General features: G+C 67.7%; 24 protein-coding genes. 11 read left to right on the forward strand and 13 right to left on the reverse strand.

What is annotated here, in order from left to right; translation table 11 throughout:
* A partial coding sequence (locus EPN51_RS11665; protein WP_293035417.1) for a hypothetical protein occupies positions 1–122 on the forward strand: 122 nt, incomplete at its 5' end.
* Positions 123–258: 136 nt separating this feature from the next.
* Here EPN51_RS11665 and EPN51_RS11670 read toward each other — a convergent pair.
* The 9 genes from EPN51_RS11670 to EPN51_RS11710 all read right to left on the reverse strand — a co-directional run bounded on the left by EPN51_RS11670 (position 259) and on the right by EPN51_RS11710 (position 11,017).
* On the reverse strand, positions 259–2,049 hold the full coding sequence (locus tag EPN51_RS11670) for an ABC-F family ATP-binding cassette domain-containing protein (RefSeq protein WP_293042340.1): 1,791 nt from the start codon (positions 2,047–2,049) through the stop codon (positions 259–261).
* Positions 2,050–2,172: 123 nt separating this feature from the next.
* Entirely contained in the window at positions 2,173–2,865 is a 693-nt protein-coding gene (locus EPN51_RS11675) for a PAS and ANTAR domain-containing protein (RefSeq protein ID WP_293042343.1), read from the reverse strand.
* 90 nt (positions 2,866–2,955) lie between these two features.
* A complete protein-coding gene (locus tag EPN51_RS11680) occupies positions 2,956–4,074 on the reverse strand; it encodes an enolase C-terminal domain-like protein (protein WP_293042346.1) in 1,119 nt (372 codons plus the stop codon).
* A complete protein-coding gene (locus tag EPN51_RS11685) occupies positions 4,071–5,087 on the reverse strand; it encodes an SDR family oxidoreductase (protein WP_293042349.1) in 1,017 nt (338 codons plus the stop codon). The genes EPN51_RS11680 and EPN51_RS11685 overlap by 4 nt, the downstream gene beginning before the upstream one ends.
* Positions 5,088–5,129: 42 nt before the next feature.
* A complete protein-coding gene (locus EPN51_RS11690; protein ID WP_293042352.1) occupies positions 5,130–6,920 on the reverse strand; it encodes a glycoside hydrolase family 15 protein in 1,791 nt (596 codons plus the stop codon).
* Entirely contained in the window at positions 6,913–8,610 is a 1,698-nt protein-coding gene (locus EPN51_RS11695; protein ID WP_293042354.1) for a GMC family oxidoreductase, read from the reverse strand. Before EPN51_RS11695 ends, EPN51_RS11690 begins: the two co-directional genes overlap by 8 nt.
* Positions 8,610–9,356, reverse strand: coding sequence for a gluconate 2-dehydrogenase subunit 3 family protein (locus EPN51_RS11700; RefSeq protein WP_293042357.1), 747 nt, complete (start codon positions 9,354–9,356; stop codon positions 8,610–8,612). Before EPN51_RS11700 ends, EPN51_RS11695 begins: the two co-directional genes overlap by 1 nt.
* Before the next feature lie 17 nt (positions 9,357–9,373).
* Complete coding sequence (locus EPN51_RS11705) at positions 9,374–9,880, reverse strand: hypothetical protein (protein WP_293042360.1); 507 nt, start codon at positions 9,878–9,880, stop codon at positions 9,374–9,376.
* A 552-nt stretch (positions 9,881–10,432) separates the two neighbouring features.
* Positions 10,433–11,017 (reverse strand): TetR/AcrR family transcriptional regulator, encoded by a 585-nt coding sequence (locus EPN51_RS11710; protein WP_293042363.1) that lies wholly within the window; start codon positions 11,015–11,017, stop codon positions 10,433–10,435.
* A 136-nt stretch (positions 11,018–11,153) separates the two neighbouring features.
* Here EPN51_RS11710 and EPN51_RS11715 point away from each other — a divergent pair, with 136 nt between their 5' ends.
* From EPN51_RS11715 to EPN51_RS11760, 10 genes are all read left to right on the forward strand, one after another.
* Positions 11,154–12,161 carry a hypothetical protein gene (locus EPN51_RS11715; RefSeq protein ID WP_293042365.1) on the forward strand — a complete coding sequence of 336 codons (1,008 nt, stop codon included), beginning with the start codon at positions 11,154–11,156 and terminating at the stop codon, positions 12,159–12,161.
* Between the two features lie 5 nt (positions 12,162–12,166).
* Positions 12,167–12,940 carry an SDR family oxidoreductase gene (locus EPN51_RS11720; protein WP_293042368.1) on the forward strand — a complete coding sequence of 258 codons (774 nt, stop codon included), beginning with the start codon at positions 12,167–12,169 and terminating at the stop codon, positions 12,938–12,940.
* Positions 12,940–14,130, forward strand: coding sequence for a sulfotransferase (locus tag EPN51_RS11725; RefSeq protein ID WP_293042370.1), 1,191 nt, complete (start codon positions 12,940–12,942; stop codon positions 14,128–14,130). The genes EPN51_RS11720 and EPN51_RS11725 overlap by 1 nt, the downstream gene beginning before the upstream one ends.
* Positions 14,127–14,507, forward strand: coding sequence for a nuclear transport factor 2 family protein (locus EPN51_RS11730; protein WP_293042373.1), 381 nt, complete (start codon positions 14,127–14,129; stop codon positions 14,505–14,507). Before EPN51_RS11725 ends, EPN51_RS11730 begins: the two co-directional genes overlap by 4 nt.
* Positions 14,508–14,551: 44 nt before the next feature.
* Positions 14,552–15,496: a zinc-binding dehydrogenase gene (locus EPN51_RS11735; RefSeq protein ID WP_293042376.1), complete on the forward strand. Its 945-nt coding sequence runs from the start codon at positions 14,552–14,554 to the stop codon at positions 15,494–15,496.
* Positions 15,497–15,837: 341 nt separating this feature from the next.
* Entirely contained in the window at positions 15,838–16,320 is a 483-nt protein-coding gene (locus EPN51_RS11740) for an STAS domain-containing protein (RefSeq protein WP_293042379.1), read from the forward strand.
* A gap of 66 nt (positions 16,321–16,386) precedes the next feature.
* The gene (locus tag EPN51_RS11745) at positions 16,387–17,562 is read left to right on the forward strand and encodes a hypothetical protein (protein WP_293042382.1); all 1,176 of its coding nucleotides are present in this window, start codon (positions 16,387–16,389) and stop codon (positions 17,560–17,562) included.
* A gap of 221 nt (positions 17,563–17,783) precedes the next feature.
* Entirely contained in the window at positions 17,784–18,308 is a 525-nt protein-coding gene (locus EPN51_RS11750) for a DUF5994 family protein (RefSeq protein WP_293042385.1), read from the forward strand.
* Positions 18,309–18,706: 398 nt separating this feature from the next.
* On the forward strand, positions 18,707–21,745 hold the full coding sequence (locus EPN51_RS11755; protein ID WP_293042388.1) for an acyl-CoA synthetase: 3,039 nt from the start codon (positions 18,707–18,709) through the stop codon (positions 21,743–21,745).
* Entirely contained in the window at positions 21,742–21,957 is a 216-nt protein-coding gene (locus tag EPN51_RS11760; RefSeq protein ID WP_293042391.1) for a Trm112 family protein, read from the forward strand. The genes EPN51_RS11755 and EPN51_RS11760 overlap by 4 nt, the downstream gene beginning before the upstream one ends.
* On the opposite strand, the gene EPN51_RS11765 is transcribed toward EPN51_RS11760, so the two are convergent.
* From EPN51_RS11765 to EPN51_RS11780, 4 genes are all read right to left on the reverse strand, one after another.
* Entirely contained in the window at positions 21,923–22,543 is a 621-nt protein-coding gene (locus tag EPN51_RS11765) for a TetR family transcriptional regulator (protein ID WP_293042394.1), read from the reverse strand. The genes EPN51_RS11760 and EPN51_RS11765 overlap by 35 nt on opposite strands.
* A gap of 109 nt (positions 22,544–22,652) precedes the next feature.
* The gene (locus EPN51_RS11770) at positions 22,653–23,471 is read right to left on the reverse strand and encodes an ABC transporter permease (protein WP_293042397.1); all 819 of its coding nucleotides are present in this window, start codon (positions 23,469–23,471) and stop codon (positions 22,653–22,655) included.
* On the reverse strand, positions 23,405–24,169 hold the full coding sequence (locus tag EPN51_RS11775) for an ABC transporter ATP-binding protein (RefSeq protein ID WP_293042400.1): 765 nt from the start codon (positions 24,167–24,169) through the stop codon (positions 23,405–23,407). Before EPN51_RS11775 ends, EPN51_RS11770 begins: the two co-directional genes overlap by 67 nt.
* A 121-nt stretch (positions 24,170–24,290) precedes the next feature.
* Positions 24,291–25,562 carry an ammonium transporter gene (locus EPN51_RS11780; RefSeq protein ID WP_293042402.1) on the reverse strand — a complete coding sequence of 424 codons (1,272 nt, stop codon included), beginning with the start codon at positions 25,560–25,562 and terminating at the stop codon, positions 24,291–24,293.
* Positions 25,563–25,655 lie beyond the last annotated feature (93 nt).

Here is a 25,655-nt window from a genome sequence, read left to right on the forward strand (position 1 = left end):
TGGCGCGCCCACCCACCAGGCCCCCACCCGCGGTGGCCCCATGTCCGGGCCCCACCGGTGAGCGCGCCCACTGGTGGTGGTACACACCCTTCCAACCCCAACCACCACCAACAAACAACTGACCCCGCCCACCACCGGCGCCGGATCAAAGCTCAAACATGTTGGGGAATCAAGGAATTCGTTCGCGATAGGCGTCGCGGACGTCGGGCGGACAACCAAACCCGCACCGCCGCCGACGAAAACTATTGCCGCTCACGGCTATTCGAACTGTTCGGAAAGCTCCAGCCAACGGCTCTCGGTCGCGGCGACCTCGTCTTCGAGCGCGCGCAGCTCCTGGGTGAGTCGGGTGATGACGATATGGTCGGACTGGTCGTGCGCGGCGATTTCGTTGTGTTTGTCCTTGATTCGGTCCGCCAAGCGCGCCAACTGGCGATCGGCGGCGGCCACCTCTTTCTCGGCGGCGCGCCGCTGTGCGCCGGACATCGCCGGCTGCGACGGTTGCGACCGTTGCGACGCCGCCGCGCGTTCGGCGCTCGTCCGCCCGGTCCGCTGCTCGGCCAGCCGCAGGTATTCGTCGACGCCACCGGGCAGGTGCCGCAGCCGGCCATCGAGCACCGCGTACTGCTGATCGGTGACCCGCTCCAGCAGGTAGCGGTCGTGCGAGACGACGATCAGCGTGCCCGCCCACGAGTCGAGCAGATCCTCCACGGCGGTCAGCGTGTCGGTGTCGATGTCGTTGGTCGGCTCGTCGAGCAGCAACACGTTGGGCTCGGCCAACAGCGTGAGCATCAGCTGCAGCCGCCGCCGCTCGCCGCCGGAGAGGTCCGCCACGCGGGCGGACAGGTGGCCACGGCCGAAGCCGAGCCGCTCCAACAGCTGCGCCGGGGTGACCTCACGGCCGTCGACCTGGTAGCCGCCGCGCAGCCCGCCCAACACGTCGGCGATCCGGTCCTCACCGACCGCAGCTAGCGCATCGCCCTGCTGGTCGAGCACCGCCAGCCGCACCGTCTTGCCGCGTTTGACGCGCCCCGCATCCGGCGCGATGGTGCCGTCGATCAACCCGAGCAGGGTCGATTTCCCGGCGCCGTTGGCCCCGACGATGCCGGTGCGTTCGCCGGGTGCGATCCGCCACTCGATGTCGCGCAGCACGGGGCGGCCGTCAAACGAGACCGACACGTCGAGCAGGTCGATCACGTCCTTGCCGAGCCGGGCGGTGGCGAGCTTGGCCAACTCGACGGTGTTGCGCAGCGGCGGTACGTCGGCGATCAGCTGGTTGGCGGCCTCGATCCGGAACTTGGGCTTCGCGGTGCGCGCCGGCGCGCCGCGTCGCAGCCACGCCAGTTCCTTGCGCATCAGGTTTTGCCGCTTGGCTTCGGCGACGGCGGACATCCGGTCCCGCTCGACGCGTTGCAGCACGTAGGCCGCATAGCCGCCGTCGAACGGCTCGACGATGCCGTCGTGCACCTCCCACGTGGTGGTGGCGACCTCGTCGAGGAACCAGCGGTCGTGGGTGACCAGTAGCAGCCCGCCGGTGCTGGGCGCCCAGCGTTGTTTCAGGTGACCGGCCAGCCAGGTGATTCCCTCGATGTCCAGATGGTTGGTGGGCTCGTCGAGCGCGATGACGTCCCATTCGCCCACCAGCAAGCTGGCCAGCTGCACCCTCCGGCGCTGGCCGCCGGACAGCGTGGCAACCGTTGCGTCCCAACCGATGTCGGAGGCCAGCCCGGCGACCACATCGCGGACCCGCGCGTCACCGGCCCACTGGTGTTCGGCGGCATCGCCGACCAGTGTCCAGCCCACGGTGCGCTCCGGGTCCAGCGTGTCCGCCTGGTTCAGCGCGCCGACCCGCAGCCCGCTGCGTCGGGTGACCCGGCCGGAGTCGGGCTCTTGCAGCCCGGTGAGCAGCCGCAGCAGGCTGGACTTGCCGTCGCCGTTGCGCCCGACGATGCCGATGCGCGCGCCGTCGTTGATCCCGAGCGTGATCGACCCGAACACCACCTGAGTGGGATATTCCAGGTGTACGGCCTCAGCTCCGAGTAGGTGCGCCACCGGCCCGACCCTAGCGGGGCGACGATGCCGGCCGGTTGACGGCCGGTGGAGGAGTCGCGCGATCCGACCCTGCTGCGGCGACGATGCCGGCCGGTGGGGGAGCCGCGCGATCCGACCCTGGCGCTAGCCGAGCGTCAACAGCGCCCGGTCGACCTGGCTTTGCGTTTCCGGTGACGCCTTGCTGGCCACGGCGTCCAGGAAGCGGCTGGCGACGTCGCGCACCTTGAGATTCTCCTCCTGGGAACGCCACACCAGGATGTCGAACGCACGCTCGGCGGAAATGCCGTAGGCGACCATCAACACGCCCTTGGCCTGCTCGATGCGGCCTCGGGCATCGGCCACCGCCGAGAGCACATTGGTGATGTCGGCGTGCAGCGAGTCGGTGACGTCGACGTAGAAGCCGGATGTGCCGGCCGGCGCACCGGTGCCGTCGACCATCCGATCGCCGGCGACGATGACGCAGTGGGTGCGTCCCGCGGTGTCGATGATCCGGTGCCGACTGCTGAACGCCTTTCCCTTCATCACCTGCTCCAGCACGGCCGCCACCCGCTCACGGTCTTCGGGGTGCTTGTGTCGCAGCAACAGTTCCGTGGTGGGTTCCACCTCTCCCGGCTGGTAGCCGTGTATGCGCGCCACCGCGTCCGACCACTCCCAGCGATGGCCGTCCAGAAAAAACCGGAACCGGCCCACGCGCTGCGGATCGCCCATACCCAGCACCGAGTCGACCGCGCTCAGATCACCTTCGTCGTCTTCGACGACAGCGGACGTGTGGGCCGCACGGCGTTCAAGGGTTTCGTCGTCGGAGTTCACTGTCATCGCGGGTTGCTCCATTCCCTTTTGTCAAAACCTTGGCGTATCGATTCCCGTTTTTGCGCGCGTCATGCATGGTTGTCCGAACGGGCGTGTTCAGGCCACCCGGTACCGCCCTGCGTCGGCGGCCTTGAACTCCAGGCCGAATCCCGGACGGTGCTGGTCGGGCCGCAACGCGCCGCCCTGGGGCGCGAGGGCGCCGTCGAAAAGCATGTGTTCGATGCGGTGGTGATCGTGGAAGTACTCCAGGTGCCGCAGATTCGGGATGGCGGCGGCGACGTGAGCGTGCAGGTTGGGGGCGCAATGCCCGGAGACATCCACGTTGCGGGCGGCGGCCACGGCGGCGGCTCGCAGCCAGTCGGTGATGCCTCCGCAGCGAGTGACGTCGATCTGCAGGCAGTCGACCGCCTCGGCGGCCAGCATCCGGTTGAAATAGGCCAGGTCGTAGCCGTATTCGCCGGCGGTGACGTCCGGGGTCACCCGGTCGCGGACCTCCCGCAGCCCGGCCAGGTCGTCGGAGGAGACGGGTTCTTCGAACCACGTCACACCGTGATCGGCCATGGCGTGGGCCACCCGGATCGCCTGCTTGCGGCGGTAGGCCCCGTTGGCGTCGACGTACAATTCGGTATCAGGTCCGATCACCTTGCGCGCCAATGCGATTCGGTCAAGGTCGCGTGTCACGTCGGAGCCCCATGATTCGCCGATCTTGATTTTGACGCGCGGGATCCTCCACTCGTCGACCCAGCGTTCGAGTTGGGCGCGGGTGGCGCGCTCGTCGTAGGTGGTGAAGCCGCCGCTGCCGTAGATCGGCACTTCGGCGTGCGCCATGCCGAGCAGTCGGCACACCGGCAGGCCCAGCAGCTTGCCCTTGAGGTCCCACAGTGCGGTGTCGATCGCCGAGATCGCGCACGACACCAATCCGGGCCGCCCGTTGTTGCGCATCGCCCTGACCATCGCCTCCCACCGGGCGGGGATGTCGACGGCGTCGTGTCCGATCAGCGTGCCGGCGAGCGGCCCGCTGATCAGCTTGCCGCACGCGCCGTCGCCATAGGTGTAGCCGATTCCGCGCAGGCCACCGGCCGCAACCTCGGCCAGCACCAGCGTGGTCGACGACCAGGGCAGGGTACCGTCGGCTTCCGTTGCGTCGGTGGGGATTTCGTAGACCTGCGCGGAGACCTCGTCGACGGCCGCGTCGACCCGCGCGGCGGTTGTCATCGCGCCCACCGGCGGCCCGCGCGCGCCGCGAGCCACGCGCCCACACCGGCGGCGCCCAGCGCGCCGGTGCCACTGACGACCGGGTGTTGCGATGCCCACAGTTGCGGGCTGTGGGTGTGCGAGTTGTCGTCGAACTCGCCGCGGGCGCCGTGATCGCTGCCGGGCTCCTGATCGAGCGGCCGCCAGAGGTTGTCGGGCCGGTCGGCGCTGACGCGCTCCTCGGTCTGTTGCGAGCCGTATCCGGTGCGGCCGAGGTAGCGGTCCAGCAGCGGTGCGACGAACTTCTGCGCCAGCAGCGTCACCAGGGTCGAATCGCCGACCCAATATTGTTTGCGCCCTGGATGATCCGCGGCGTACAGCACGCCGCGGGCGGCGACCTCGGGCTGGTAGATCGGTGGCACCGGTTGGGGATGGCGGGGCAGCCGGGACAGCACCCAGGAGAATTGCGGGGTGTTGACCGCGGGCATCTGGACCACGGTGATCCGCACCTTCGAGCTCTCGTGGAACAGTTCGCAGCGCACCGATTCGGTGAACCCGTTGATCGCGTGTTTGGCGCCGCAGTAGGCGGACTGCAGCGGGATGGACCGCTGACTGAGCGCGGAACCGACCTGGACGATGGTGCCGCGGTCGCGGGGGCGCATCTTGGCCAGCGCCGCCATGGTGCCGTGCACGTAGCCGAGGTAGGCGACCTCGGTCACGCGTTTGAACTCCTCGGCGCTGATTTCACTGAACGGCGCGAACACGGAGGTGAACGCGACGTTGACCCAGACGTCGATGGGACCGAACGCGGCTTCGGCCTCGTCGGCGGCGGCGACGACGGCCGCGTGGTCGGCCACATCGGTCGGGATGGCCAGCGCCTTGCCGCCGCCGGCTTCGACGTCGCGGGCGGCGCCTTCGAGCCCGGCGGCACCGCGGGCGAGCAGGGCGACGTTCGCGCCGCGCTGCCCGAACTGCTGGGCGGTCGCGCGGCCGATGCCCGCGCTGGCCCCGGTGATCACCACTGTCTGAGTCATCGCGGAAATCCCTTTCGTTCGGTCCGGGTGTCGGGTACCCGATCAGTTATGGTGGGCGGCGTCGTCGGTGAGCATGGCCGTGCATTCCAGCATCAGCGCGTGGGTGAAGGCCTGGGGCAGGTTGCCGCGGAGCTGGCGCTGCCGCACGTCGTATTCCTCGCAGAGCAGGCCCGGCGGCCCGCAGGCGGTGCGGTTGCGTTCGAACCAGCGCATCGCGCAATCAGCATGGCCCAGTTGGTGTTCGGCCAGCGCCATCATGAATCCGCAGAGCAAAAAGGCGCCCTCGGCTTCGCCGAGGTCGCGCGCGTCGTGCCGGAAGCGGTAGACGAACCCGTCGTCGGTGAGTTCGCGGCGGACGGCGTCCAGGGTGGCCCTGGTCCGGGGGTCGTCGGCCGGCACGGCGCCGCGCACCGGCGGCAGCAACAGCGACGCATCGACACCCGGCAGCCGCGGGCTGCGCTGCCAATAGCCGTGCGGGTGCAGACTTTCCGATGCGGTCTCGGCGAGGATCGCGTCGGCCAGCGAAGCGCAGGCCGTGACCTCCGGACCGGCGCCGGCCAGCTTCGCCACGGCGCGTAACCCGGCCACACAGGCCAGGCGGGACTGCGTCCAGTGCTCGTCGTCGATTTCCCAGACGCCGGCATCCGGTTCGCGCCAGCGCTTTTCGATCGCCTGTATCGCGATCTGCGCCGCGCGCCAGCCGTCAGCGTCCAGCCGGTCGGCGGCGCCCGCCGTGGCCAGTAGCTGCAGCGTCTCGCCGAAGACATCAAGCTGGAATTGCTGGTTGACCCAGTTGCCGATCTTGTCGGCGCCGCCGGGGTAACCGGGCAGGTCGAGGGTTTCTTCGCCGGGCACGGCGCCACCGGTGACGGTGTAGGCGGGTTTGAGATCGGGTCCGTCCTCGAGCAGCCGGGCGCCGACGAACTCCACCGCCCGGTCGAGCAGTTCGGTCGTGCCGACGGCGGCAGCGGCCATGCCGGCATATACCTGATCGCGGATCCAGGCATACCGGTAGTCGTAGTTCTGGTTGGTGTGCGCGCGCTCGGGCAGGCTCATCGTGGCGGCGGCGACCATGCCGCCGCCGCTGCTGGTCAGCCCCCGCAGCACCGCGTAGGAGTGGCGCCCGTCGCGGGGAGCGATGGTGCAGTTCAACTCGGGCACGCTGCGCCGCCAGGCGGCGCTGGTGGCCTCCCAGGCGAGGTCGGGGTCCGGCGGCCGCCCGGACAGCGTGTGTTCGGACAGCTCCAGCACCAGATCGTGTTGCCGGCCCTCGTCGAGGGTGATCTCGCAGGTGAGCAGCTCACCCTTTTCGTGGGCCGTTCGGACCGGGCGGGCGTCACAACCGGCCTGCCACCGCCAGTGCAGCCGTCCCGAGCGGCCGCTCCACGCCCCGTCATCCACGGTCGGCTCGCCCGGGCCGTGCCGGCCGAACCCGGCACTCGGCGCCAGCAGCACCCGCACCCGCGCCGTCCCGCGGCAGCCGGTGAGGCGCCGCAGCAACACCGCCCGGTCGGGGTCGCCCGGAAAGGCCAGCGCGTCGCGGCATTCCACGACGCCGTCGCGAGTGATCCAGCGGTTACGCCAGATCAGGGTCCCCGGCTCGTAGTAGCCGCCCCATACGTGCCGCACGCCGGTCGGCGTGACCGCGTAAACACCGCCGCCGCCAATGAGATTGGAGAAGACGGCGTCGGAATCCCAGCGCGGCGCACACATCCACGCCACGTCACCCTGCGGACCGACCAATGCGCCCCGCTCACCGTCGGCGAGCAGCGCATACTCGCGCAGCACCCGGGGGGCGAAGGTGGCCTCGACGTCGATCTTCAGGTCAGCCACGGGCGTGTGCCTTCGACCCCCGCCCCGCACCGGCATCGATCTTTCCGGCGGCCATCCGTTCGGCAAGCCGCGAGGCCAACGCCATGATCGTCAACGCGGGATTGGCGGAGCCCTGGGTGGGACACACCGAGCCGTCGGCCAGAAACAGGTTCGGCACGCCCCACACCCGATGGTCGGAGTCGACCACCGAATTCTGCGGCCCGGTGCCCATCCGGGCGCCACCGATCAGGTGGGCGAAACGCTCGATGGTGAGCACGTCCTGGGCGTCGGCGGCCTGCAGGATATCGCCGATCACCTTGGTGGAGTAGGCCATGTTGGCCTTGTCGTTGTCGCAGAGCGTGTAGTCGAACCGCGCCACCGGGATGCCGTACGGGTCCTTCTCCTGCGCCAGCGTCACCCGGTTGTCCGGCAGCGCCAGCAGCTCGTTGAGCACACCGACGGTCGCCCAGTGGTTGTAGTCGCGCATGTACTCCCGCAAGGCGCGGCCCCAATGCCCGTCGGCCAGCACGTGTTCGGCCCAGCCGATCGGCATCGGCGACACGGTCTGGATGGCGAACCCGCGGGCAAAACCACGGGAGAGGTCGGTCTCGTAGAACTGCTCGGACGACACCTCGGGCGGGGGCGCCTTGTACATACGCACCTCCTCCGACCACCGTCCCGCGGACTGGGTCGCACCCTGCACCATCACGTAGCGCCCGACCTGATCCTCGTTGTTGCCCAACCCGTTCGGGAAGCGGTCGCTGACCGAGTTCAACAGCAGGCGCGGTGTCTCGATCGAATACCCGGCCACGGCAACCGCTTTGGCGCGCTGCAGCCGTTCCTTGCCGCCCACCTCGTCGTAGTAGACCACGCCCCGGGCCGCGCCGGTCTCGTCGAGTTCGACGCGGGAGGCCATGCAGTTGGCGCGGATCTCCACGTCGTGGGCCAGCGCGTCGGGAAGGTGCGTGACATACGGGCTGGCCTTGGCGTTGACCTTGCAGCCCTGCAGGCAGTAGCCGCGGTAGATGCAGTGCGGGCGGTTGCCGAAGGTGCCGTTGACGATGCCGACGGGCCCGACCCGCATCTCGATGCCGAGCTTGAGCGCACCCTCCCAAATCTTGGCGGCCGCACCCGAAATGGGATGCGGGGCAAAGGGGTAGCGATGCGGATCGCCCCACGGCCAGTTCTGCCCGGCCACCGGCAGCTCGAGCTCGATCCGTTCGTAGTGGCGGCGAATGTCCTCATAGCGCAGCGGCCAGTCGGCGCCCACCCCGTCCAGGGTGTAGGTCGCAAAGTCGCTGGGGTGAAACCGCGGGGTGTACCCGGCGTAGTGGACCATGGAGCCGCCGACACCGCGCCCGGAGTTGTTCTTGCCCAGCTCAATCGGATCGTCGCCGCCGATGATGCGCTTCTGTGTCCAGTACAGCGCGTGGGAGCCGGCCTCGTCGGACACCCAGTCCTCGTCGGGGTGCCAGAACGGGCCGGCCTCGAGGATCACGACCTGCCAGCCGGCGCGCGCCAGCCGCTGCGCCAGCACCGAGCCGCCGGCGCCGGCGCCGACGACAACCAGATCGACCTCGTCGTCGTCGCGGTAGCGGCGCATGGTCTTCTCGCCGGGCAGGTCGCGCGAATGCACGTCGAGCAGGAACCGGGAATCGTTGTCTTTCGGTCCGACGGCCCCCTTCAAGAGGCCTCGCCAGAAGTCGCCCATCACACCTCGCCTTCCTGCACGACGTGAACGGGGTCTTCGTCGGTGGCGCCGGGGGTCTCGAACGGTTCGCGCGCGGCGGCGGGCCCGGTGGCACCGCCGAGGCGCATGAACCCGCGCGGGTAGGCGGGGCCGCCGAATCCGATCTCGTTCCAGGCCCACGGGTGGGAGTAGAAGCCGGACAGCGTCATTCGCATGCACATCGACCAGGCGCGCTTGACATTCAGGTTCGCCCAGGCGCCGCCGTCGAGGGCGCCCTGGGAGAACTGGTGGATGATCGCCTCACGGGTTTCGGGCGCTGCGGCGGCGAAGGAGGAAGCGCCGTATTTGGCCGAAGCGGTCTCATTGAGCCCGCGCAGCACCAACCGCCACGCGTCGCGGTCGTCGGGCATGTCGGCGTACTGGTAACCGTCGAGGCGTCCGTCGGCGAGCTTGGAGTCGACGGATTCGGCCGCCGGCACTCGCGGCTCGACGTCCTGCGCCAGCACCGTGTCGCAGAACGCGCGCAGGCAAGGTTCTTCTTCGACGGTGAAAAACCGCAGTGGGCCGGGAGGCCCCAGCCGGGCCAGCACCACTTTCCTGGTGGCGTCGTCCCAGGTGCCGGCGTTTTCCAGCACGTCGAAATCGGGGTAGCGCCCGATCATCTGCGGCGTGGTGCCGCGGCGCTGCCTGGGCAGCCAGGACGGGTGCGGCGGCTTGCCGTCGGGGCGCAGGTTGGGCAGGTGGTCGGGGCGTGAGGTGTCAGCCATCTCAGTATCCCGGTGCCCTATCCCCGGAACCGTTCGCGGCGCAGGATCGATGCCAGCAGCCCCATACCGCCGACCATGCACATCAATCCCGGCGCGGCGATCGGCGGGCCCATGGGCACGTTGTAGGACGCGTGTTTCCATCCGCCCGGCTTGCGCGCGACGCCGCGCGCGTGCAGGTATTCGCCCATCAGCCCGTTGGCCGTGTAGATGCCGGCGGTGATCGGCAGCCAGAGTTTGGCCCAGCGCCGCGAGAACACGCCGCCGATTCCGGCGACGACCACCGGCGGGGTCACCACGATCGGGCTCCACATCCACTTGTTGCCGAAGCTGGCCTTGTAGTGCTCGAAATAGATTTCGGCCGTCGTGACAAGTGCCGCAATGGCGGTCAACCCGGACAGCGAGCGTTCGAAACGACCGTGTGCGACGTCGTACAGCGCCCGCTCGGCCAGTACTGAGACCTCGCCGAGTCCATCGCTGCCGGCGGTGCGGCCCTTACGCCGTCCGCCGTTGCCCAGCAACAACATGTGTATCCCTTCTTCGCTCGCGTCCTGCCGGGCCGGCGATCACCGGCCCGGGGTGGTCTCCTCGGTGAAACGGTTGGCAGCTTCCGCGCACCGTGGGCACCGACGTGGGCGACCGCACGAATGCGTGGTTGATTTCGTGAGCGTGCTCGCCACCCAAATCCGTCGTTGTGTCGATCAAGCGACCTCGCCTTCGGGCTGGAAGGAACACAGTCTGGCGGTCTCCAGCCCCAACACCGTCAATGACGGTTGTGGCAGCCGCCCAGCGCGTCAGGCGTGTACCCGGTGTCCTGGTGCACAAACGAGCTCGCAGTTGATTCACAGCGAGCCACAAGGCGGTGCGGTCGGGAGCATTTGACAGCCTGCCGCGGATTCCCGGTGGAACGGTGACGAGTGTGTCGATCGGTGATCGCGACATCGAAGTGACGATGCGGCGCCATGCCCGGTTGCTGCGCGGTGTCATCCGCGCTCACCGCGCCGTGGCCCGGATACCGTAGGAGGACAGGCATTACGCCGATCGCGGCCATGGCGTAGAGCAGGCGCCGCACGCGAGATTCACTCGGGTCGAGGTGAGATGCGGGCGAGGCTGGCGATCTCGGGACGGAGTTCCTCGAACGTCTGGGGGTGTACGCTCCGCCGGACGAGCACACCGAGGACATACGCGAGGATCACTCTGGCACGTGCGGGTGCCTCGTCCACGCCGGCGTCGGAGAGCAAGCTGGTGAGCAGGTCGATCAGGCCGTCCTGCAGGCGTTCGACCTTGTCTACGTGTCCGGTGCGCGTGACCATCGTCCAGTACTCGAACCACACCAACGACAGGTTCGGGTGGCGATCGAAAACGCCGAGGTAGTCCTCCAGGACGGCCCAGAACCTTGACACCGGATCGTGAAGGCCGGTACCGGCGTGCGCGATCCCCGCGGTCAGCTCGGCGAAGAGCGACTCCATCGCCGCGTCGATGATCTCCTCGGTCGTGGAGAAGTAGTAGTGGATCAGCCCTTGATTCAATCCGCCCGCGCGGGCAATCTCGCGTGTCGTGCAGGCCGCCGGGCCGACGTCGATCAAGACGCTTTTGGCCGCATCAATGATCTGCCGCCGCTTGCGCAGTTGCTTGGGTGACAGCTCCTCGATCTCCACTGGCATGCACGCACCTTAAGCGCCCGTACGGATGCTCACCATTGACAAGGCTCCAGCCGCCCATTAATTTGGGCATGCAACCAATAAATATTGGTCACACGCCCAAATTATGTCGGGCGGAGCGGCCCGGAGCGGAGGCGCGATGACACGGATCGCCGTCTACGGCACCGGGCAGTACGGGCAGGCGGTGGTGCGGCTCGCCGAACGACGGGGCTGGCAGATCGTGGCGGCGTTCAACCGGGCGGGCGCCAAGGTGGGTCAGGACGTGGGCCGGCTCGCCGGGCTGGACCGGGACCTCGGGGTGGTGGTCCAAGACTGCGAGACAGTTGACTTCTCGGCGCTGGAAGCCGACATCGGTGTTGTCACCATGACCGACCGGATCTCGGAAAACTTCGACGCCTACCAGCGGCTGCTGGGGGCGGGCTGCAACGTGATCTGCCACGGCGGCGAGGCGATCCATCCCGTGGCGGTCGATGCGGACCTCGGTGCCCGGATTGACCAGCTGGCACGAGCCAACGCAGTCACCTTCACCGGCACCGGTATTTGGGACATGTCCCGGGTATGGTCCGGGCTGCTGATCACCGGGCCATGCACCGAGATCACCTCGCTCTACCACCGCAGCCTCACCGACACCGAAGGTTTTGCCAAGGAGATCCTGCTGGGCACCGGCACCGGCATGAGCCCCGAGGAGTTCGACCGCACGGTCGGCGCCGCGAACGCCTCCATGGGCGGGCTGTACCCGATCGTGATGCACCTGGTGCTGTCGGCCCTCGGCTACACGGTGACCTCCTGCACCGAGCGGCGCGAGCCCGTCCTGCTCGACCGAGCCTTTCACTGCGAGGCGATCGGCCGCGACCTCGAGGCCGGCAGCTGCGCCGGCATGCGCTCGGTGATCGAGGCCGAGACCGCCGAGGGCGTCACCGGGCTGGCGCACATGGAAGCGCGGGTGTTCTTCCGCGACGACGACATCGAGCACATGCATTGGGAGGCGGAGGGCCACCCTTCGGCGCGGATCACGGTCGAGCGCGACGACGCCTCGAACATGACCATCGCCTCGTTGTTCAACAGGATCCCAGACGTCATCGCCGCCCCACCGGGCATCCAGCTCATCACCCAGCTCGGTCCGATGACCTCCACCGCCAGGAAGTGAGCCCTATGACCAATCCACTCGACTACACCGGCAAGACCGTCCTCGTGGTCGGCGGTACCAGTGGGATCGGTAACGCCATCGCCTGCCGTTTCCGCGACCACAACGCCACCGTGCACATCTGGGGCACCCGCTCCGGCCTCGCGGACTACGCGGACGAGGGCACCGACCTCGACGGCATGAAGTTCAACCAGGTCGACGTGTCCGACCACCATGCCGTAGAGGCCTTCAACTCGGAGTTCGACGTCCTGGACGTACTGGTCTGTTCCCAGGGCGCGATGTTCAATCTCGGCGAGTACGAGATGGACAACTTTCTGCGCGTGTTGCAAGTCAACGTCGGTAGCCTCGCCGCCGTGTCGTTCCGGTTCAAGGACATGCTCGCCGATCGCGGCGGCTCCATCATCATGATCAGTTCCATGGGATCGGTGCTGGCAGTCCCCAGCTCCCCGGCCTACTGCTCCTCCAAGCATGCGGTCACCGGACTCTGCCAGAGCCTGGCCATGGCGTGGGCCGCCGAGGGTGTGCGAGTGAACGCCATCGGCCCCGGCGTGTTCCCCTCCCGCCTCGCCAAGGTCATAGTGGAGAACGCGGACTACCTCAACGCCGTGGTCTCGAAGAATCCCATGGGTCGCCTCGGCAGACTCGAAGAGATCGGTGACGCCGCGCTGTTCCTCGGCTCTCCCATGGCCAGCTATATCACCGGCCACACACTCATGGTCGACGGCGGTCACACCCTCAACGACATCGTCAACCACAACACCGCGACCGCGGCGGTGACCTAATGACGACCCTGAAGACGACCACCTTGGATGCCGACGCCGTCATCGCCGAAGCCGTCGCCCGCAGCGGACTACGTGACTTCGGCCCGGACGACTTCATCGAACCCCTGCGGCGATTCACCTGGGCCTGCCACGACGACGCACACATCTCCGCGGAGGGCGCGGCGGCGATTGCCGAAACCCTAATCGGCAAGTTGATCAGCCGGTTACGGTTCGAAGACGACCTCAAACGCCACCCGGAGATTCTCGACGAACCGCTGGTCTCTCCGCTATTCCTCATCGGCGCCGGCCGGGTCGGATCCACCAAGATGCACCGGCTACTTGCCAACGCCGCCGGTATCCAGTCGCTGCCCTTCTGGCAACTCCAGAACCCCGCACCCAGCCGCGACGGCACCGACCAGCGGCAGGCTGCCTGCGAGAGTTTCTGCACACAGATCGAGCACGGGCTCCCACAGTTGTTCGCCGCGATCGAACCGGTGGCCGACGAACCAGACGAAGAGGTCCACCTGTTCGACCTCACGATGCGCCAGTTCTACTTCAGCGCCCTGGCCTATACCCCCAGCTACTTCGACTGGGTCCACGCCCAAGACTGGCAGTCGCCCTACGAATACCTCAAGAAACTGCTGCAGTACCTGCAGTGGCAGAACGGCACCGCCGGCCGACCGGTGCTGCTCAAGGGCCCGTTCCACACCCCCTACATCGACATCATCGCCCGGGTGTTCCCCGACGCGAAGTTCGTGCAGATCCACCGCGACCCGGTCACCTGCGCCGCGTCGCTGGGCAAGGTCGCCTGGATGCTCCAGGGCATCGCCCACGGCACGGCTACCAAGCACGAGTACGGCCGGCTCTTGGAGGACTACCTGGTGCGCTCTCTCGTCGGCAACCTCGCTCCGCGCGAACAGCTCGCTTCCGACCAGATCACCGACTTCTACTACGAGGACGTCGTCGCCGACGCGCCAGCGCTGGCCGAGAAGATCTTCCAGTTCTGGGGACAGCCACTGACCGACGCCGACCGGGCCGCCATCCGCGACTGGGAGGCCACCAACCGTCAGCACAAGTACGGCAGGTTCGAGTACTCCCTCGAGGAGATGGGTGTCAACCGGGTCCGAATGGAGACCGAACTTGCCCCCTACCTCCAGCGCTTCTATCCACCCACTCCGCCCGCACCGTGTTCCGAGGAGACAATGAAGTGATCGCGTCCACCACTGACACCACCCGCGTGACGCTGGAACGCATGTATGCCGCCGCCCACGACAGCGACGTGGCCGCCCTCGCAAGTCTCATGCACCCCCAGGTCCGCGTCGATGAACCGTCGTTCCTGCCCTACGGCGGCACCTACACCGGACTCGACGAATTCGCCGCCGTCTTCACCGAGGCCGCCAAAGTGCTCGACATGCCCAAACTGCGCATCCACAGCATCACCGCCGAAGACGAGAACGCCTTCGCCATCGTCACCGTCCCACTCGTCGACTCCGCTCAGACGATCAGCATCGTCGAACACTGGACCGTCGCGGACGGCCTGATTACCACGGGTCGCATCTACTGGTTCGACCGTCCCACCGAGACATAGCGCGACAGGCTCACCCATATCCCTACAGTGAAAGGACGACCCGAATGCGCGCTTGGCGCAAGCTCGGTCCGGGCGGAGACCTGGAAGTGTCGGTGATCGACGAACCGGTCCCCGGACCGGGGGAGTTCGTCCTGGACGTGCACGCCGTCGGACTGTGCCACAGCGATGTCACCATCGTTGACGGGCCGGGTGAGCAATGGCTGGCGAAGATGCCGATCACCCTCGGGCACGAGGTGGCCGGGGTCGTGTCCGCCCTCGGCGGCCCGTCCGACGACATCCGGATCGGCGACCGGGTCGCCCTGCTCAGCCTCGACTTCGGCAACTGCCCAGGCATCTCCCGCGACGGCGGATACGCCGCGAAGACGATCGGCCGGATGGACAGCTTCGTCCCGATCCCGGAAGGCGTGGACTTCGCCTCGGCGGCCGTCGGGACAGACGCGGGCATGACCGCGCACCACGCCGTCCGCGCAGCGGCCGTCACCTCGGGCACCCGGGTCGGAATCATCGGATTGGGAGGCCTGGGCACTATGGGCGCACAGCTCGCCCAGCACCTCGGAGCCGAGGTCTACGCAGCCGAAACGCGCGACGAGGTCCGCGAGCACTCCGCGCGCTACGGGGTCACCGCATGTTTCCCCGACGCCACCGGATTTACCGGCCTCGATCTGGATGTGATCATCGACTTCGCCGGCGTCGGCACCACCACCGCGATCGCGGTCGGCACCGTGAAAGCCGGGGGAACGGTGGTGGTCGTCGGCCTCGGAGCGTTCGAGTCGACCATCTCTACCAACGCACTCGTCACCAAGGCCATCACTCTCACGGGCTCACTCGGTGGCACCCGCGAGGACGTCGAAGGCATCTTCGCCGCGATGGCCGCCGGCGCGATCAAGCCCGAAATCGACCCAATCCGATTCGATGACATCGGCGAAGCGATATCCCGCCTCCGTGCGGGCGCCGTACGCGGACGCTTCGTCGCCCAACTAGCCGACTGATTGGACCACCAGCAGCCACGCTTGCTGCCAGTTGCCTGCCCTGCCTCATGTACGGCAGGACTAGCGGTTCGGCTATCACCGCGCCGGCGTTCTCTGGCCTATCGATTTGCCTTCACCGGGTGTTGTCGGATGGCGACAACCGTCCGCCGTGGCGTTGTGCGGTCCGGGCAAAACCCGCCGCGCGTGCCCGCGTCACTCTGGAAGTCAGGGACCACCCTGACGACACCCATACTGCGAAAGGATAAAGCACGATGACGAGTCCTCGACGTGGTTGACACGGTGGGAATACCGACAAACCCTCAATTCTTAGTTAACACAAGTGATTTCGAGGTCTGTTTCCCATGCTTGTCGCCAATAAGGCCCGCCATAACAAGTTCCGCGCACACCCGCCTGCGGGCACCCGGCGCCTGACATCCGGGCATCCCGGCATGTCGCTGCGCACACACTTCCAGCCCGGCATGCTCATCGTGCAGGCACGCGGGGCGATCGAGGCGGGCAATGCTGCCCGGCTGAGTGACCACATCACCGATCTGGCGAACCCCGGCCGTCCCTTGATCCTCGACCTTCGAGGTGTGAATTTCATGAACGACGACGGCTTCTATGTCTTGGTCAGAATCGCCGAGTGCTCGCACAGAACGGGGATGCGATGGGCGCTGGTAGCCAGCGAGGCCGTCGATCGGCTCCTGAGTGTCACGCCCAGCACCTACCGGCTACCCATCGCAGCCTCGGTGGATGAGGCCATGCAGCGGTTGACATCTCACGACCCGGCTTGGGCTCTACCGCACCGGGTCGTCACTACCGCCAAGGAGCTCACGAGGTGCTGATACGAGCAGACGGTTGGCAAACAGTATTGACTGCCCACGGGCCGGCGAAGAAAGAGGTGATGAACGGTGGTCGCGATCGAGTGGCTTGACCAGGACAGTCTGTGGGCTCTCTCCCGGCGAACTGACAAGCTGGGTGTGTTGTCGGTGTATGTGAACGCCGATCCCCGGCAAGACCCGAATCTGCAAGCGGCCGCCATCGACGTGAAGAACCGATTCCGGGAACTGCAATGTCGGATCGTCGGGGATATGGGTGTTCAGGGGAGCCGCGATGTGGTTGCCGCACTGGAGCGGCTCCGGGAGCAACTCGAGAGCCTGACAAGCCCGGCGGCCCCGGGCCGAAGCCGAATCGCCTTCGCCGCGTTGGACAGCGGCTGGATGCTGCGGCTTGAGAGCGCGATGCCGGTGACCAATCGGGTGGTATTGGGCGACGCCCCGTTCATCCACCCGCTGCTGGAGTTGCTCGACGAAGGTCGGGCGGCAGGGGTCGTCCTGGTTTCCGCGCAGGAGGCCCGGCTGTTCGAATGGCGAGCCGGATCACTGCAGCTGCTGACGCGAATCGAGCAGCCGTATGTTCAGGCGCCGCACGAACGTGCGGGTCAAATCGGGGGCGGTCCCGAGGGGCAGTTCCACACACCGATGCGCGAACAGCGCCAAGCGCGCGATCGGGACCGGATGCTGCAGTTCTTGGACCGGGTCGCCGAAGCGGCTGCCGACTTGGCCGGATATCGCGGCTGGGAGCGGATACTCGTCAGTGGCGGGGAGCGCTGGACCGAACCGGCCGTCGCGAGGTTCCCCCGGGCACTTCGTGCCAAGGTGTTCGCAGACACTCGAATATTCAACGGGCACAATGACGTTGAACTGTCCATGGCCGTGACGCAATGGGTTCACGACCAGCACGCCGAGCACGAGCGGCAGCTTCTGGAGCATGTGCGTGACGTCGCCGGATCCGGACGCGCGGCCCTCGGGTTGTCCGAGGTGACCGCGGTGTTGAACGCGGGCCGCGCCGCGCATTTGGTGTATGACCCGCAGGTCCGCTACCAGGGGACCGTGGGCGCCGACGGGGCGCTCTACGGCGGCGACGAGGTCGGCCCGAACGGATATCCGGTGACCCCGGAGCCCCGGTTGACCGAACGGCTGGTCGAGCGGGCGCTGATGACCGGGGTAAGAATCAGTCCCGTCGACGGCGCGGCCGACGGAGGACTCAAGGACGCCGATGGCGTCGCCGCGCTACTGCGCTGGTAAAGACCGTTCACGCGGTACCGATCGCCGCGACGCGGGGCGCGCGGCGCTCGCACCACTGCAGAAGTCCAGCGCGACTTCGAGATCCGCCGTATATAGAGCGAGTCGGCCGCACGACGCGAAAAGCGCTCTGTCCGTGAGAAAGACGACACACTGACGCGGTGCGCACCGAAACGGACGTTGCACGAAGCGCATCGAGGGCAAGAGGTCCAGAAAGGTAAGCCATGACGACCACAGAAGACGTCGACGCAGCACAGGCAGGGCGATCGACGGCGGAAACGTTGCGTTTGCGGTTGAAACCCGCGCGCCGCACGTGCGGTTACCTGCGCGGGGCCTGGTGGCCACGCTCAACGAGGCTTGCCGACGAGCTCCCGGCTCTGTTCGAGGCATTCTCGCAAAGGGTGGGAGAGATTGATCGGGTTCGCTATCACCAAAACGATTGGTCGCCGGCGACTCCGAGCCTCGAACATCAAGGCGGCGAAGTGATTCTCGATCCCAGCACAGAGTCCTCGAACGTCATATCAGTGTTCGGTGCGCGCTTCGGCCGGTTACGACTGCTGCTGGTGCCTCCCTACACCGATGCGAGCGAGGCGTATACCGCGATGACGACGGCGGCCAGCGCCGGTGATGCCTCGACCCCCGACCAACTACTCGGGCACACCGAGCGCCGCGCCAAGGATCGCCGCCAGGCTCTTATCGCGTTGCAGCGATGGGAATCTGACGGAGGAGCACTCCGCGATCTTCGATGACAATCGCGGCCACCCGCCGGGGCCGCTCCACCGCGGTGAGGCCGCACCAGCCTCCCGCATCCGAAAAGCGAAGGGGCAACGATGACGTCAACGGTAAGGGCGCAGTTCGGTGCCGATATCGCCGAAGCGACTCGCGGACGACCGAGCACCGCGCTGATCGACTGAGCCGCCGCCCTGCGTGATCGATACATCCCGGGCAGGCGGGCGTGCGTCAGCACCCGGGCGGCGCGCCGGTGCTGCCCTGGCTGTGCCTTCCCGCTTGCCGGCACCATTGCCCAGCCCGAATGTGGGCCCGTGCGGCGCCACCGAACGGCGCCGGCGGGCCCCGCCTTCGCAGTCCGCATCACGCTGTCGGCAAACAGCCTGACCAGAACCGCCAAGGCCGCTGATGTGCCATGATGTCGGAGCTGTCAAGACGCAGGGGAGCAGCGGTGGATCTCAATTTTTCGATGGTCACACGACCGGTCGAGCGGCTGATCGCCACAGCACAGAACGGGCTGGAGGTCTTGCGTCTGGGGGGTTTGGAAACCGGCACGGTGCCGTCGCCGTCGCAGATCGTCGAGAGCGTGTCCATGTACAAGCTCCGGCGCTATTTCCCGCCGGACAGCCGGCCCGGCCAGTCGCCCGTCGGGCCGCCGGTGCTGATGGTGCATCCGATGATGATGTCGGCCGACATGTGGGACGTGACCCGCGACGAAGGCGCGGTGGGGATCCTGCACGCCCGCGGGCTTGATCCCTGGGTCATCGACTTCGGCGAACCCGACAAGGTCGAAGGCGGCATGCGCCGGACCCTGGCCGATCACATCGTCGCGCTGGGCCAGGCCATCGACACCGTCAAGGACGCGACCGGCAGCGATGTGCACCTGGTCGGCTATTCGCAGGGCGGCATGTGGTGCTATCAGGTCGCCGCCTACCGCCGCTCCAAGGACCTCGCCAGCATCGTGACGTTCGGTTCCCCGGTGGACACCCTGGCCGCGTTGCCCATGGGCATCCCGCCAAACTTCGGCGCCGCGGCGGCCAACTTCATGGCCGATCACGTGTTCAGCCGGCTGGCCATCCCCAGCTGGATGGCCCGCACCGGGTTCCAGATGATGGATCCGCTCAAGACGGCCAAGGCGCGGGTCGACTTCGTGCGCCAGCTGCACGACCGCGAGGCGCTGCTGCCGCGCGAGCAGCAACGCCGCTTCCTCGAACGCGAAGGCTGGATCGCGTGGTCCGGCCCGGCGATCTCCGAGCTCCTCAAGCAGTTCATCGCCCACAACCGGATGATGACCGGCGGGTTCGCCGTCAACGGGCAGATGGTCACCCTCACCGACATCACCTGTCCGGTGCTGGCCTTCGTCGGAGAGGTCGACGACATCGGGCAGCCGGCCTCGGTGCGCGGAATCCGGCGGGCGGCGCCGTACGCCGACGTCTACGAGTGCACCATCCGGACGGGCCACTTCGGCCTGGTCGTCGGTTCCAAGGCGGCCCAGCACAGCTGGCCGACCGTCGCCGAATGGGTGCGCTGGCTGTCCGCCGGCGGCGACAAGCCCACCAGCATCGAGCTCATGGCCGACCAGCCCGACGAGCACACCGACAGCGGCGTGGCGTTGAGCTCCCGGCTCGCGCACGGCATCGGGGAAGCCTCCGAGGCGGCGCTGGGAATGGTGCGCGGCGCGGCCAACACCGTCGTCGCGGCCAACAAATCGGTACGCACCCTGGCCGTCGAGACGGCGCGCACGCTGCCGCGATTGGTCCGGCTGGGGCAGATCAACGACCACACCCGGATCTCGCTGGGCCGCATCATCGAGGAACAGGCCCGCGACGCCCCGCAGGGTGAATTCCTGTTGTTCGACGGGCGGGTGCACACCTACGAGGCGGTGAACCGGCGCATCAACAACGTGGTCCGCGGCCTGATCGAAGTCGGCGTGCGACAGGGCGACCGGGTCGGCGTGCTGATGGAGACCCGGCCCAGCGCGCTGGTGGCCATCGCCGCGCTGTCCCGGCTCGGTGCCATCGCGGTGGTGATGCGGCCCGACGCCGACCTGGCCGCGTCGGTACGGCTCGGGGGAGTGAGCGAGATCCTGACCGACCCCACCAACCTCGACGCGGTGCTGGAGTCGGACGGCCAAATGCTTCGGCAGGTGCTGGTGCTCGGCGGTGGCGAGTCGCGCGATCTGCACCTACCCGAGGACTCCCTTGAACAGCCCCTAGTCATCGACATGGAACAGATCGACCCGGACGCCGTCGAGCTGCCCGGCTGGTATCGGCCCAACCCGGGGCTGGCCCGGGATCTCGCGTTCATCGCGTTCAGCGCGGCCGGTGGCGAGCTGGTGGCCAAGCAGATCACCAACTATCGCTGGGCGGTGTCGGCGTTCGGTACCGCCTCGACGGCCGCCCTCGACCGCCGCGACACCGTCTACTGCCTGACACCGCTGCATCACGAGTCGGCGCTGCTGGTCAGCCTGGGCGGCGCGGTGGTCGGCGGCGCCCGCATCGCGCTGTCGCGCGGCCTGAACCGGGACCGGTTCATCCAGGAGGTGCGTCAGTACGGCGCCACCGTGGTGTCCTACACCTGGGCCATGCTCCGCGAGATCCTGGACAGCCCGGCTGGGCCCCCCTTCGTCCTGCACGGCAACCACCCGGTGCGCCTGTTCATCGGTTCCGGTATGCCGACCGGGCTGTGGGGGCGTGTCGTCGACGCGTTCGCGCCCGCCCACGTCGTCGAGTTCTTCGCGACCACCGACGGGCAGGCGGTGCTGGCCAACGTGTCCGGCGCCAAGGTCGGCAGCAAGGGCCGCCCCCTGCCGGGCGCCGGGCACATCGAGTTGGGTGCCTACGACACCGAGCACGACCTGATCCTGGAAAACGAGCGTGGGTTCGTGCAGATCGCCGAACCCAATCAGGTCGGGGTCCTGCTCGCCGCCTCCAACGGCCCAATCGATCCGAGCGCCTCGGTCAAGCGCGGGGTCTTCGCCGCCGGCGACACCTGGATCTCGACCGAGTACCTCTTCTACCGGGACGACGACGGCGACTACTGGTTGGCGGGCCGGCGCGGCTCGGTGGTGCGGACCGAGCGCGGCCTGGTCTACGCCGAGCCGGTCACCGACGCCCTGGGCTGCATCAACGGTGTCGACCTCGCGGTGACCTACAACGTGCCCGCGGGTGGACATGAGGTGGCGGTGTCGGCGGTGACGCTGTTGCCGGGCGCCTCCATCACCGCGGCCGACCTGACCGAAGCCTTCGCCAAGATCCCCATCGGCCTGGGGCCCGACATCGTGTGCGTGGTCCCGGAGATGACGTTGAGCGCGACCTACCGCCCCACCGTGAGCGCCCTGCGGGCCGCCGGGATTCCGAAGGCGGGACGCCACGTCTGGTATTTCGATACGGAGACCGAACAGTATCGACGGCTGACCCCCGGGGTGCGTTCCGAGCTGAGCGGCGCGCGGTCATGATCGACGACGCACTGCTGAACATCCTGGTGTGCCCGGCCGACCGGGGCCCGCTGGTGTTGGTGGGGCAGGAATTGCTCTACAACCCCCGGCTGCGCCGCGCCTACCGCATCGAGGACGGCATCCCGGTGCTGCTCATCGACGAGGCCCGCGACGTCGACGACGAAGAGCACACGCGGCTCATGGCACAAGGCCGTCCGGCAGATCCCCGGTGAGGTAGCGCTGCAGGTTCGGCGCGATGGTTTGCGCGATCTGCTCGGGCGGCAGCGACGCGAACGGCTCGACCTGGACGATGTAGCGCGCCATGACGACGCCCATCAATTGCGACGCGAAGAACTGGGCGCGGATCGTGCCCGTCCCGGGTGGATTATCCACGCGTGGAGCAACTTCCGCGGTGACGATCTCCTGCAGGAAGGACCGCGCCAGGCTCACGTCGGCGCCGGCGAGCAGCGATCGCAACGTGGCGATCAAACCGGCCCCCAGCTCGGAGTCCCAGATCGGCAGCAGTACCGACGGCAGCCTGAATCCGAGCTCTTCGACGGGCACATCCCGCATGGGCACCAGCACCGTCATGGGGTCGATCGGAATGCGAATCGCGGCGGCGAACAGTTGCTGCTTGGTTCCGAAGTAGTGGTGCACCAGGGCGGAGTCGACCCCGGCGGCCGCGGCCACCGCCCGTATCGACGTCCTGTCAATGCCTTTGCGCGCAAACAGTTCACGGGCGCTGTTCAGAATCCGGTCGCGGGTGTCGGAGTTTCCCGCCGGCCGCCCCCGCCGACGCCCGGCGCTTGCGATCGCCACTAGTGTCCTCCGTGGCGACCCGCTGCGCCCGGCTGCGCCGCGCTTGCGATCGCCACGCGCCTGTGGTGGCGACCCGCTGCGCCCGGCTGCGCCGCGCTTGCGATCGCCACTAGGGCGTCCGTCGCCGCAGTGTCGCCGCGGCCAGACACAGCGCCGCCAGGGCGAAGCCCAACACCACGGCGATGTCGCGCACCGCAATGAAGGTCAGTCCCGGGTGTGCACCCACCTGTTGCAGGGCCTCCAGCGCGTAGCTGGCCGGCAGCACATTGCTGATCCATTGCAGCCAGTGTGGCATCAGCGCTCGCGGCACGATGATGCCGGCCAGCAGCAGCTGCGGCACCATCACCAGCGGGATGAACTGCACGGCCTGAAACTCGGTGCGGGCGAACGCACTACACAGCAGGCCTAAGCCAACTCCGAGCACGGCGTTGACGATCGCGATCACGAACACCCACAACGGGCTGCCCGCCGTGTCGAATCCCAGCATCCAGAACGACACGATGCAGGCCAGAATGGCTTGTGCCGCAGCGGCTGTGGAGAAGGCGGTGCCGTAGGCGATCAGTAGGTCGAGCCGGCGCAGCGGTGTGGTCAAGATACGCTCCAGCGTTCCGGAGGCCCGTTCGCGTTGCATGGTGATCGCCGTGATGATGAACATCACGAAAAGCGGGAACAGGCCCAGCAGGATCAGGCAGGCGTTGTTGAACGGGGTCGGGCCGCCGGGGCGGTGCGGGGCGTTTTCGAACATGAAGTACATCAGGGTGATCACCAGGACCGGTACCAACAGGATCATCGCGACGCTGCGGTGATCGGCGGCCAACTGGCGCAGAATCCGCGCCGTGGTCGCGGTGTATCCGTTGAGGCTCAGCCCGCTTCGCGCATGGTGCTGCGCTTGATGATGGACAGAAACGCGTCGTCCAGTGACGTGCATCCGGTGTCCTCTCGCAGTTGGGTTCCGGTGGTGTGGGCGACCAGCCGGCCTTCGCGCATCAGCAGCAGGTCCTGGCAGTGGTCGGCTTCGTCCATCACGTGGCTGGAGACCAGCAGAGTGGCCCCGGCGCGGGCCAGTTCGGCGAACTGATCCCAGAGGTCCGCGCGCAGCACGGGATCCAGGCCCACCGTGGGCTCGTCGAGCACCAGCAGATCGGGCCGGCAGACCAGCGCGCACGCCAGCGACGCCCGGGTGCGCTGACCTCCGGAGAGGTTGCCGCACAAGGTGGTCCGGTGATCGGTGAGCCCGACGCGTTCGATGGCGGCGTCGGCGGCCTGCCCGTCGAACCCGTAGAGCGTCGCGAAGTAGCGAACGTTGTCGACGATGCGCAGGTCGTTGTAGATGGTCGGGTCTTGCGGCAGGTAGCCGATGCGGCGGCGCAGTTCGGCGCTGCCGGCCGGCCTGCCGAGCACCCAGACGTCGCCCGAGGTCACGATCTGGGTGCCGACGATGCACCGCATCAGGGTGGTCTTGCCGCAGCCGGACGGGCCGAGCAGGCCGGTGATGCTGCCCCGCGCGATCTGCACGGAGAAATCGTGCAGAGCTGGGTGTTTGCCGCGAGTCACGCGCAGGTGATCGATTCTTACCGCCGGTCCCGCGGAACTGGAGATTAATTCATCACGAGATGAACTCATCATGTGATGAATATTCCTCGCACGCGGTGGCGCTGTCAAGGTCGAACCAGGGGTCCGCGAAACTGCAACTACCGACGGGCTCACTCGCGTTATACGTCGGTAGGTACAGTCTCGCGGCTATCGATCAGCTTCCGATGCCCGGGCGGCGCTGCGGCAGATGGCCGTGCACGCCTTCGGCGTAAGCGGTTTCGGCGTGCTGGGTGAGGTCGGCCCCGGTGGTCTCGTCTTCCGGGCTGAGCCGAAAGCCCATCACCCGGTCGATCACCTTGGCCAGCAGGAACGACATGGCGAACGCGTAGGACGCGACGACCACGATCGCCAGCGTCTGCTTGCCCAGTTGGCCGACGCCGCCCCCGTAGAGCAGGCCGCGCGGGCCCGCGGTCATCACCGCCGTGGCGAGCAGCCCGATCAGGGACACGCCGACGACACCGCCGACGAAGTGCACGCCCACAACGTCGAGCGAATCGTCATAGTTGAAGCGCAGTTTCGCGCCCACCGCGAACGAGCACACGACGCCCGCGGCGAGGCCGACGACCGTCGCGCCGAGCGTGTTGACGGTCCCGCACGACGGGGTGATGGCCACCAGGCCGGCGACCACACCGGAGGCGGCACCGAAGGTGGTGGGCCTGCCGTCGCGAATCTGTTCGACCCCAAGCCAACCGAGCATGCCCAGGCAGCCCGCGACGAGGGTGTTGAGGAAGATGGCCGCCGCGGTCCCGTTGGCGGCCAGGGCGGAACCGGCGTTGAACCCGAACCAGCCGAACCACAGCAGCCCGACACCGACGAACAGCAGCGGCAGATTGTGCGGCCGCATGGCGTCTTTCTTGAAACCGATGCGCGGCCCGAGCACCAGCGCCAGCGCCAGCGCGGAGGAACCCGAGACGATCTCGACGACCAGGCCGCCCGCATAGTCGAGGACACCCAGCCTGGCCAGCCAGCCGCCGGGCCCCCACACCCAGTGCGCGACAACCGAATACACGGCGATCGTCCACACCGGCACGAACATCATCCAGGCGGCGAACTTGGCGCGGTCGGCGATCGCGCCACTGACCAGCGCGGCCGTGACGATCGCGAACGTCAACTGGAACGTGGCATACAGCAACTCGGGCACTGCTGTGCCGTGAACGGTGTCGGGGGTGATGCCGAGCATCCCGAAATGCCTGAGGTTGCCGACCAGCCCGTCCGCCCCATCTTCGGAGAACGCCAGGGTGTAGCCGACCAGCAGCCACGCCACGGTCACCATCGGGATGGAGATGAAGCTCATCATGATCATGTTGAGCACCCCGGTGGTGCGGACCATGCCGCCGTAGAAGATCGCCAGGCCGGGGGTCATCAGCAAGACCAGCGCGGTGCTGGCCAGCAGCCACGCCGTGGCGGCAGGGTCAATCGTGTGCATGTGGGCTCCTTTGGGTCCCGGACACCGGGATACTGCCACGTTTGGGCCGCCGGTAGGTTCGTTGGGTTACTGAACACAGGACTCAGGATCTGA

The organism is Mycobacterium sp., assembly GCF_004298145.1.
GTDB lineage: Bacteria > Actinomycetota > Actinomycetes > Mycobacteriales > Mycobacteriaceae > Mycobacterium.

Excerpts from the sequence above, each read along its gene's own strand:
- EPN51_RS11775 (WP_293042400.1), bottom strand. The coding sequence starts at position 24,169 with ATGATGAGTTCATCTCGTGATGAATTAATCTCCAGTTCCGCGGGACCG.
- EPN51_RS11695 (WP_293042354.1), bottom strand. The coding sequence starts at position 8,610 with ATGGGCGACTTCTGGCGAGGCCTCTTGAAGGGGGCCGTCGGACCGAAA.
- EPN51_RS11715 (WP_293042365.1), top strand. The coding sequence starts at position 11,154 with ATGACACGGATCGCCGTCTACGGCACCGGGCAGTACGGGCAGGCGGTG.
- EPN51_RS11705 (WP_293042360.1), bottom strand. The coding sequence starts at position 9,880 with ATGTTGTTGCTGGGCAACGGCGGACGGCGTAAGGGCCGCACCGCCGGC.
- EPN51_RS11725 (WP_293042370.1), top strand. The coding sequence starts at position 12,940 with ATGACGACCCTGAAGACGACCACCTTGGATGCCGACGCCGTCATCGCC.
- EPN51_RS11710 (WP_293042363.1), bottom strand. The coding sequence starts at position 11,017 with ATGCCAGTGGAGATCGAGGAGCTGTCACCCAAGCAACTGCGCAAGCGG.
- EPN51_RS11770 (WP_293042397.1), bottom strand. The coding sequence starts at position 23,471 with ATGCACGTCACTGGACGACGCGTTTCTGTCCATCATCAAGCGCAGCAC.
- EPN51_RS11740 (WP_293042379.1), top strand. The coding sequence starts at position 15,838 with ATGCTTGTCGCCAATAAGGCCCGCCATAACAAGTTCCGCGCACACCCG.
- EPN51_RS11750 (WP_293042385.1), top strand. The coding sequence starts at position 17,784 with ATGACGACCACAGAAGACGTCGACGCAGCACAGGCAGGGCGATCGACG.
- EPN51_RS11760 (WP_293042391.1), top strand. The coding sequence starts at position 21,742 with ATGATCGACGACGCACTGCTGAACATCCTGGTGTGCCCGGCCGACCGG.
- EPN51_RS11680 (WP_293042346.1), bottom strand. The coding sequence starts at position 4,074 with ATGACAACCGCCGCGCGGGTCGACGCGGCCGTCGACGAGGTCTCCGCG.
- EPN51_RS11780 (WP_293042402.1), bottom strand. The coding sequence starts at position 25,562 with ATGCACACGATTGACCCTGCCGCCACGGCGTGGCTGCTGGCCAGCACC.
- EPN51_RS11735 (WP_293042376.1), top strand. The coding sequence starts at position 14,552 with ATGCGCGCTTGGCGCAAGCTCGGTCCGGGCGGAGACCTGGAAGTGTCG.
- EPN51_RS11720 (WP_293042368.1), top strand. The coding sequence starts at position 12,167 with ATGACCAATCCACTCGACTACACCGGCAAGACCGTCCTCGTGGTCGGC.
- EPN51_RS11700 (WP_293042357.1), bottom strand. The coding sequence starts at position 9,356 with ATGGCTGACACCTCACGCCCCGACCACCTGCCCAACCTGCGCCCCGAC.
- EPN51_RS11685 (WP_293042349.1), bottom strand. The coding sequence starts at position 5,087 with ATGACTCAGACAGTGGTGATCACCGGGGCCAGCGCGGGCATCGGCCGC.
- EPN51_RS11675 (WP_293042343.1), bottom strand. The coding sequence starts at position 2,865 with ATGACAGTGAACTCCGACGACGAAACCCTTGAACGCCGTGCGGCCCAC.
- EPN51_RS11755 (WP_293042388.1), top strand. The coding sequence starts at position 18,707 with ATGTCGGAGCTGTCAAGACGCAGGGGAGCAGCGGTGGATCTCAATTTT.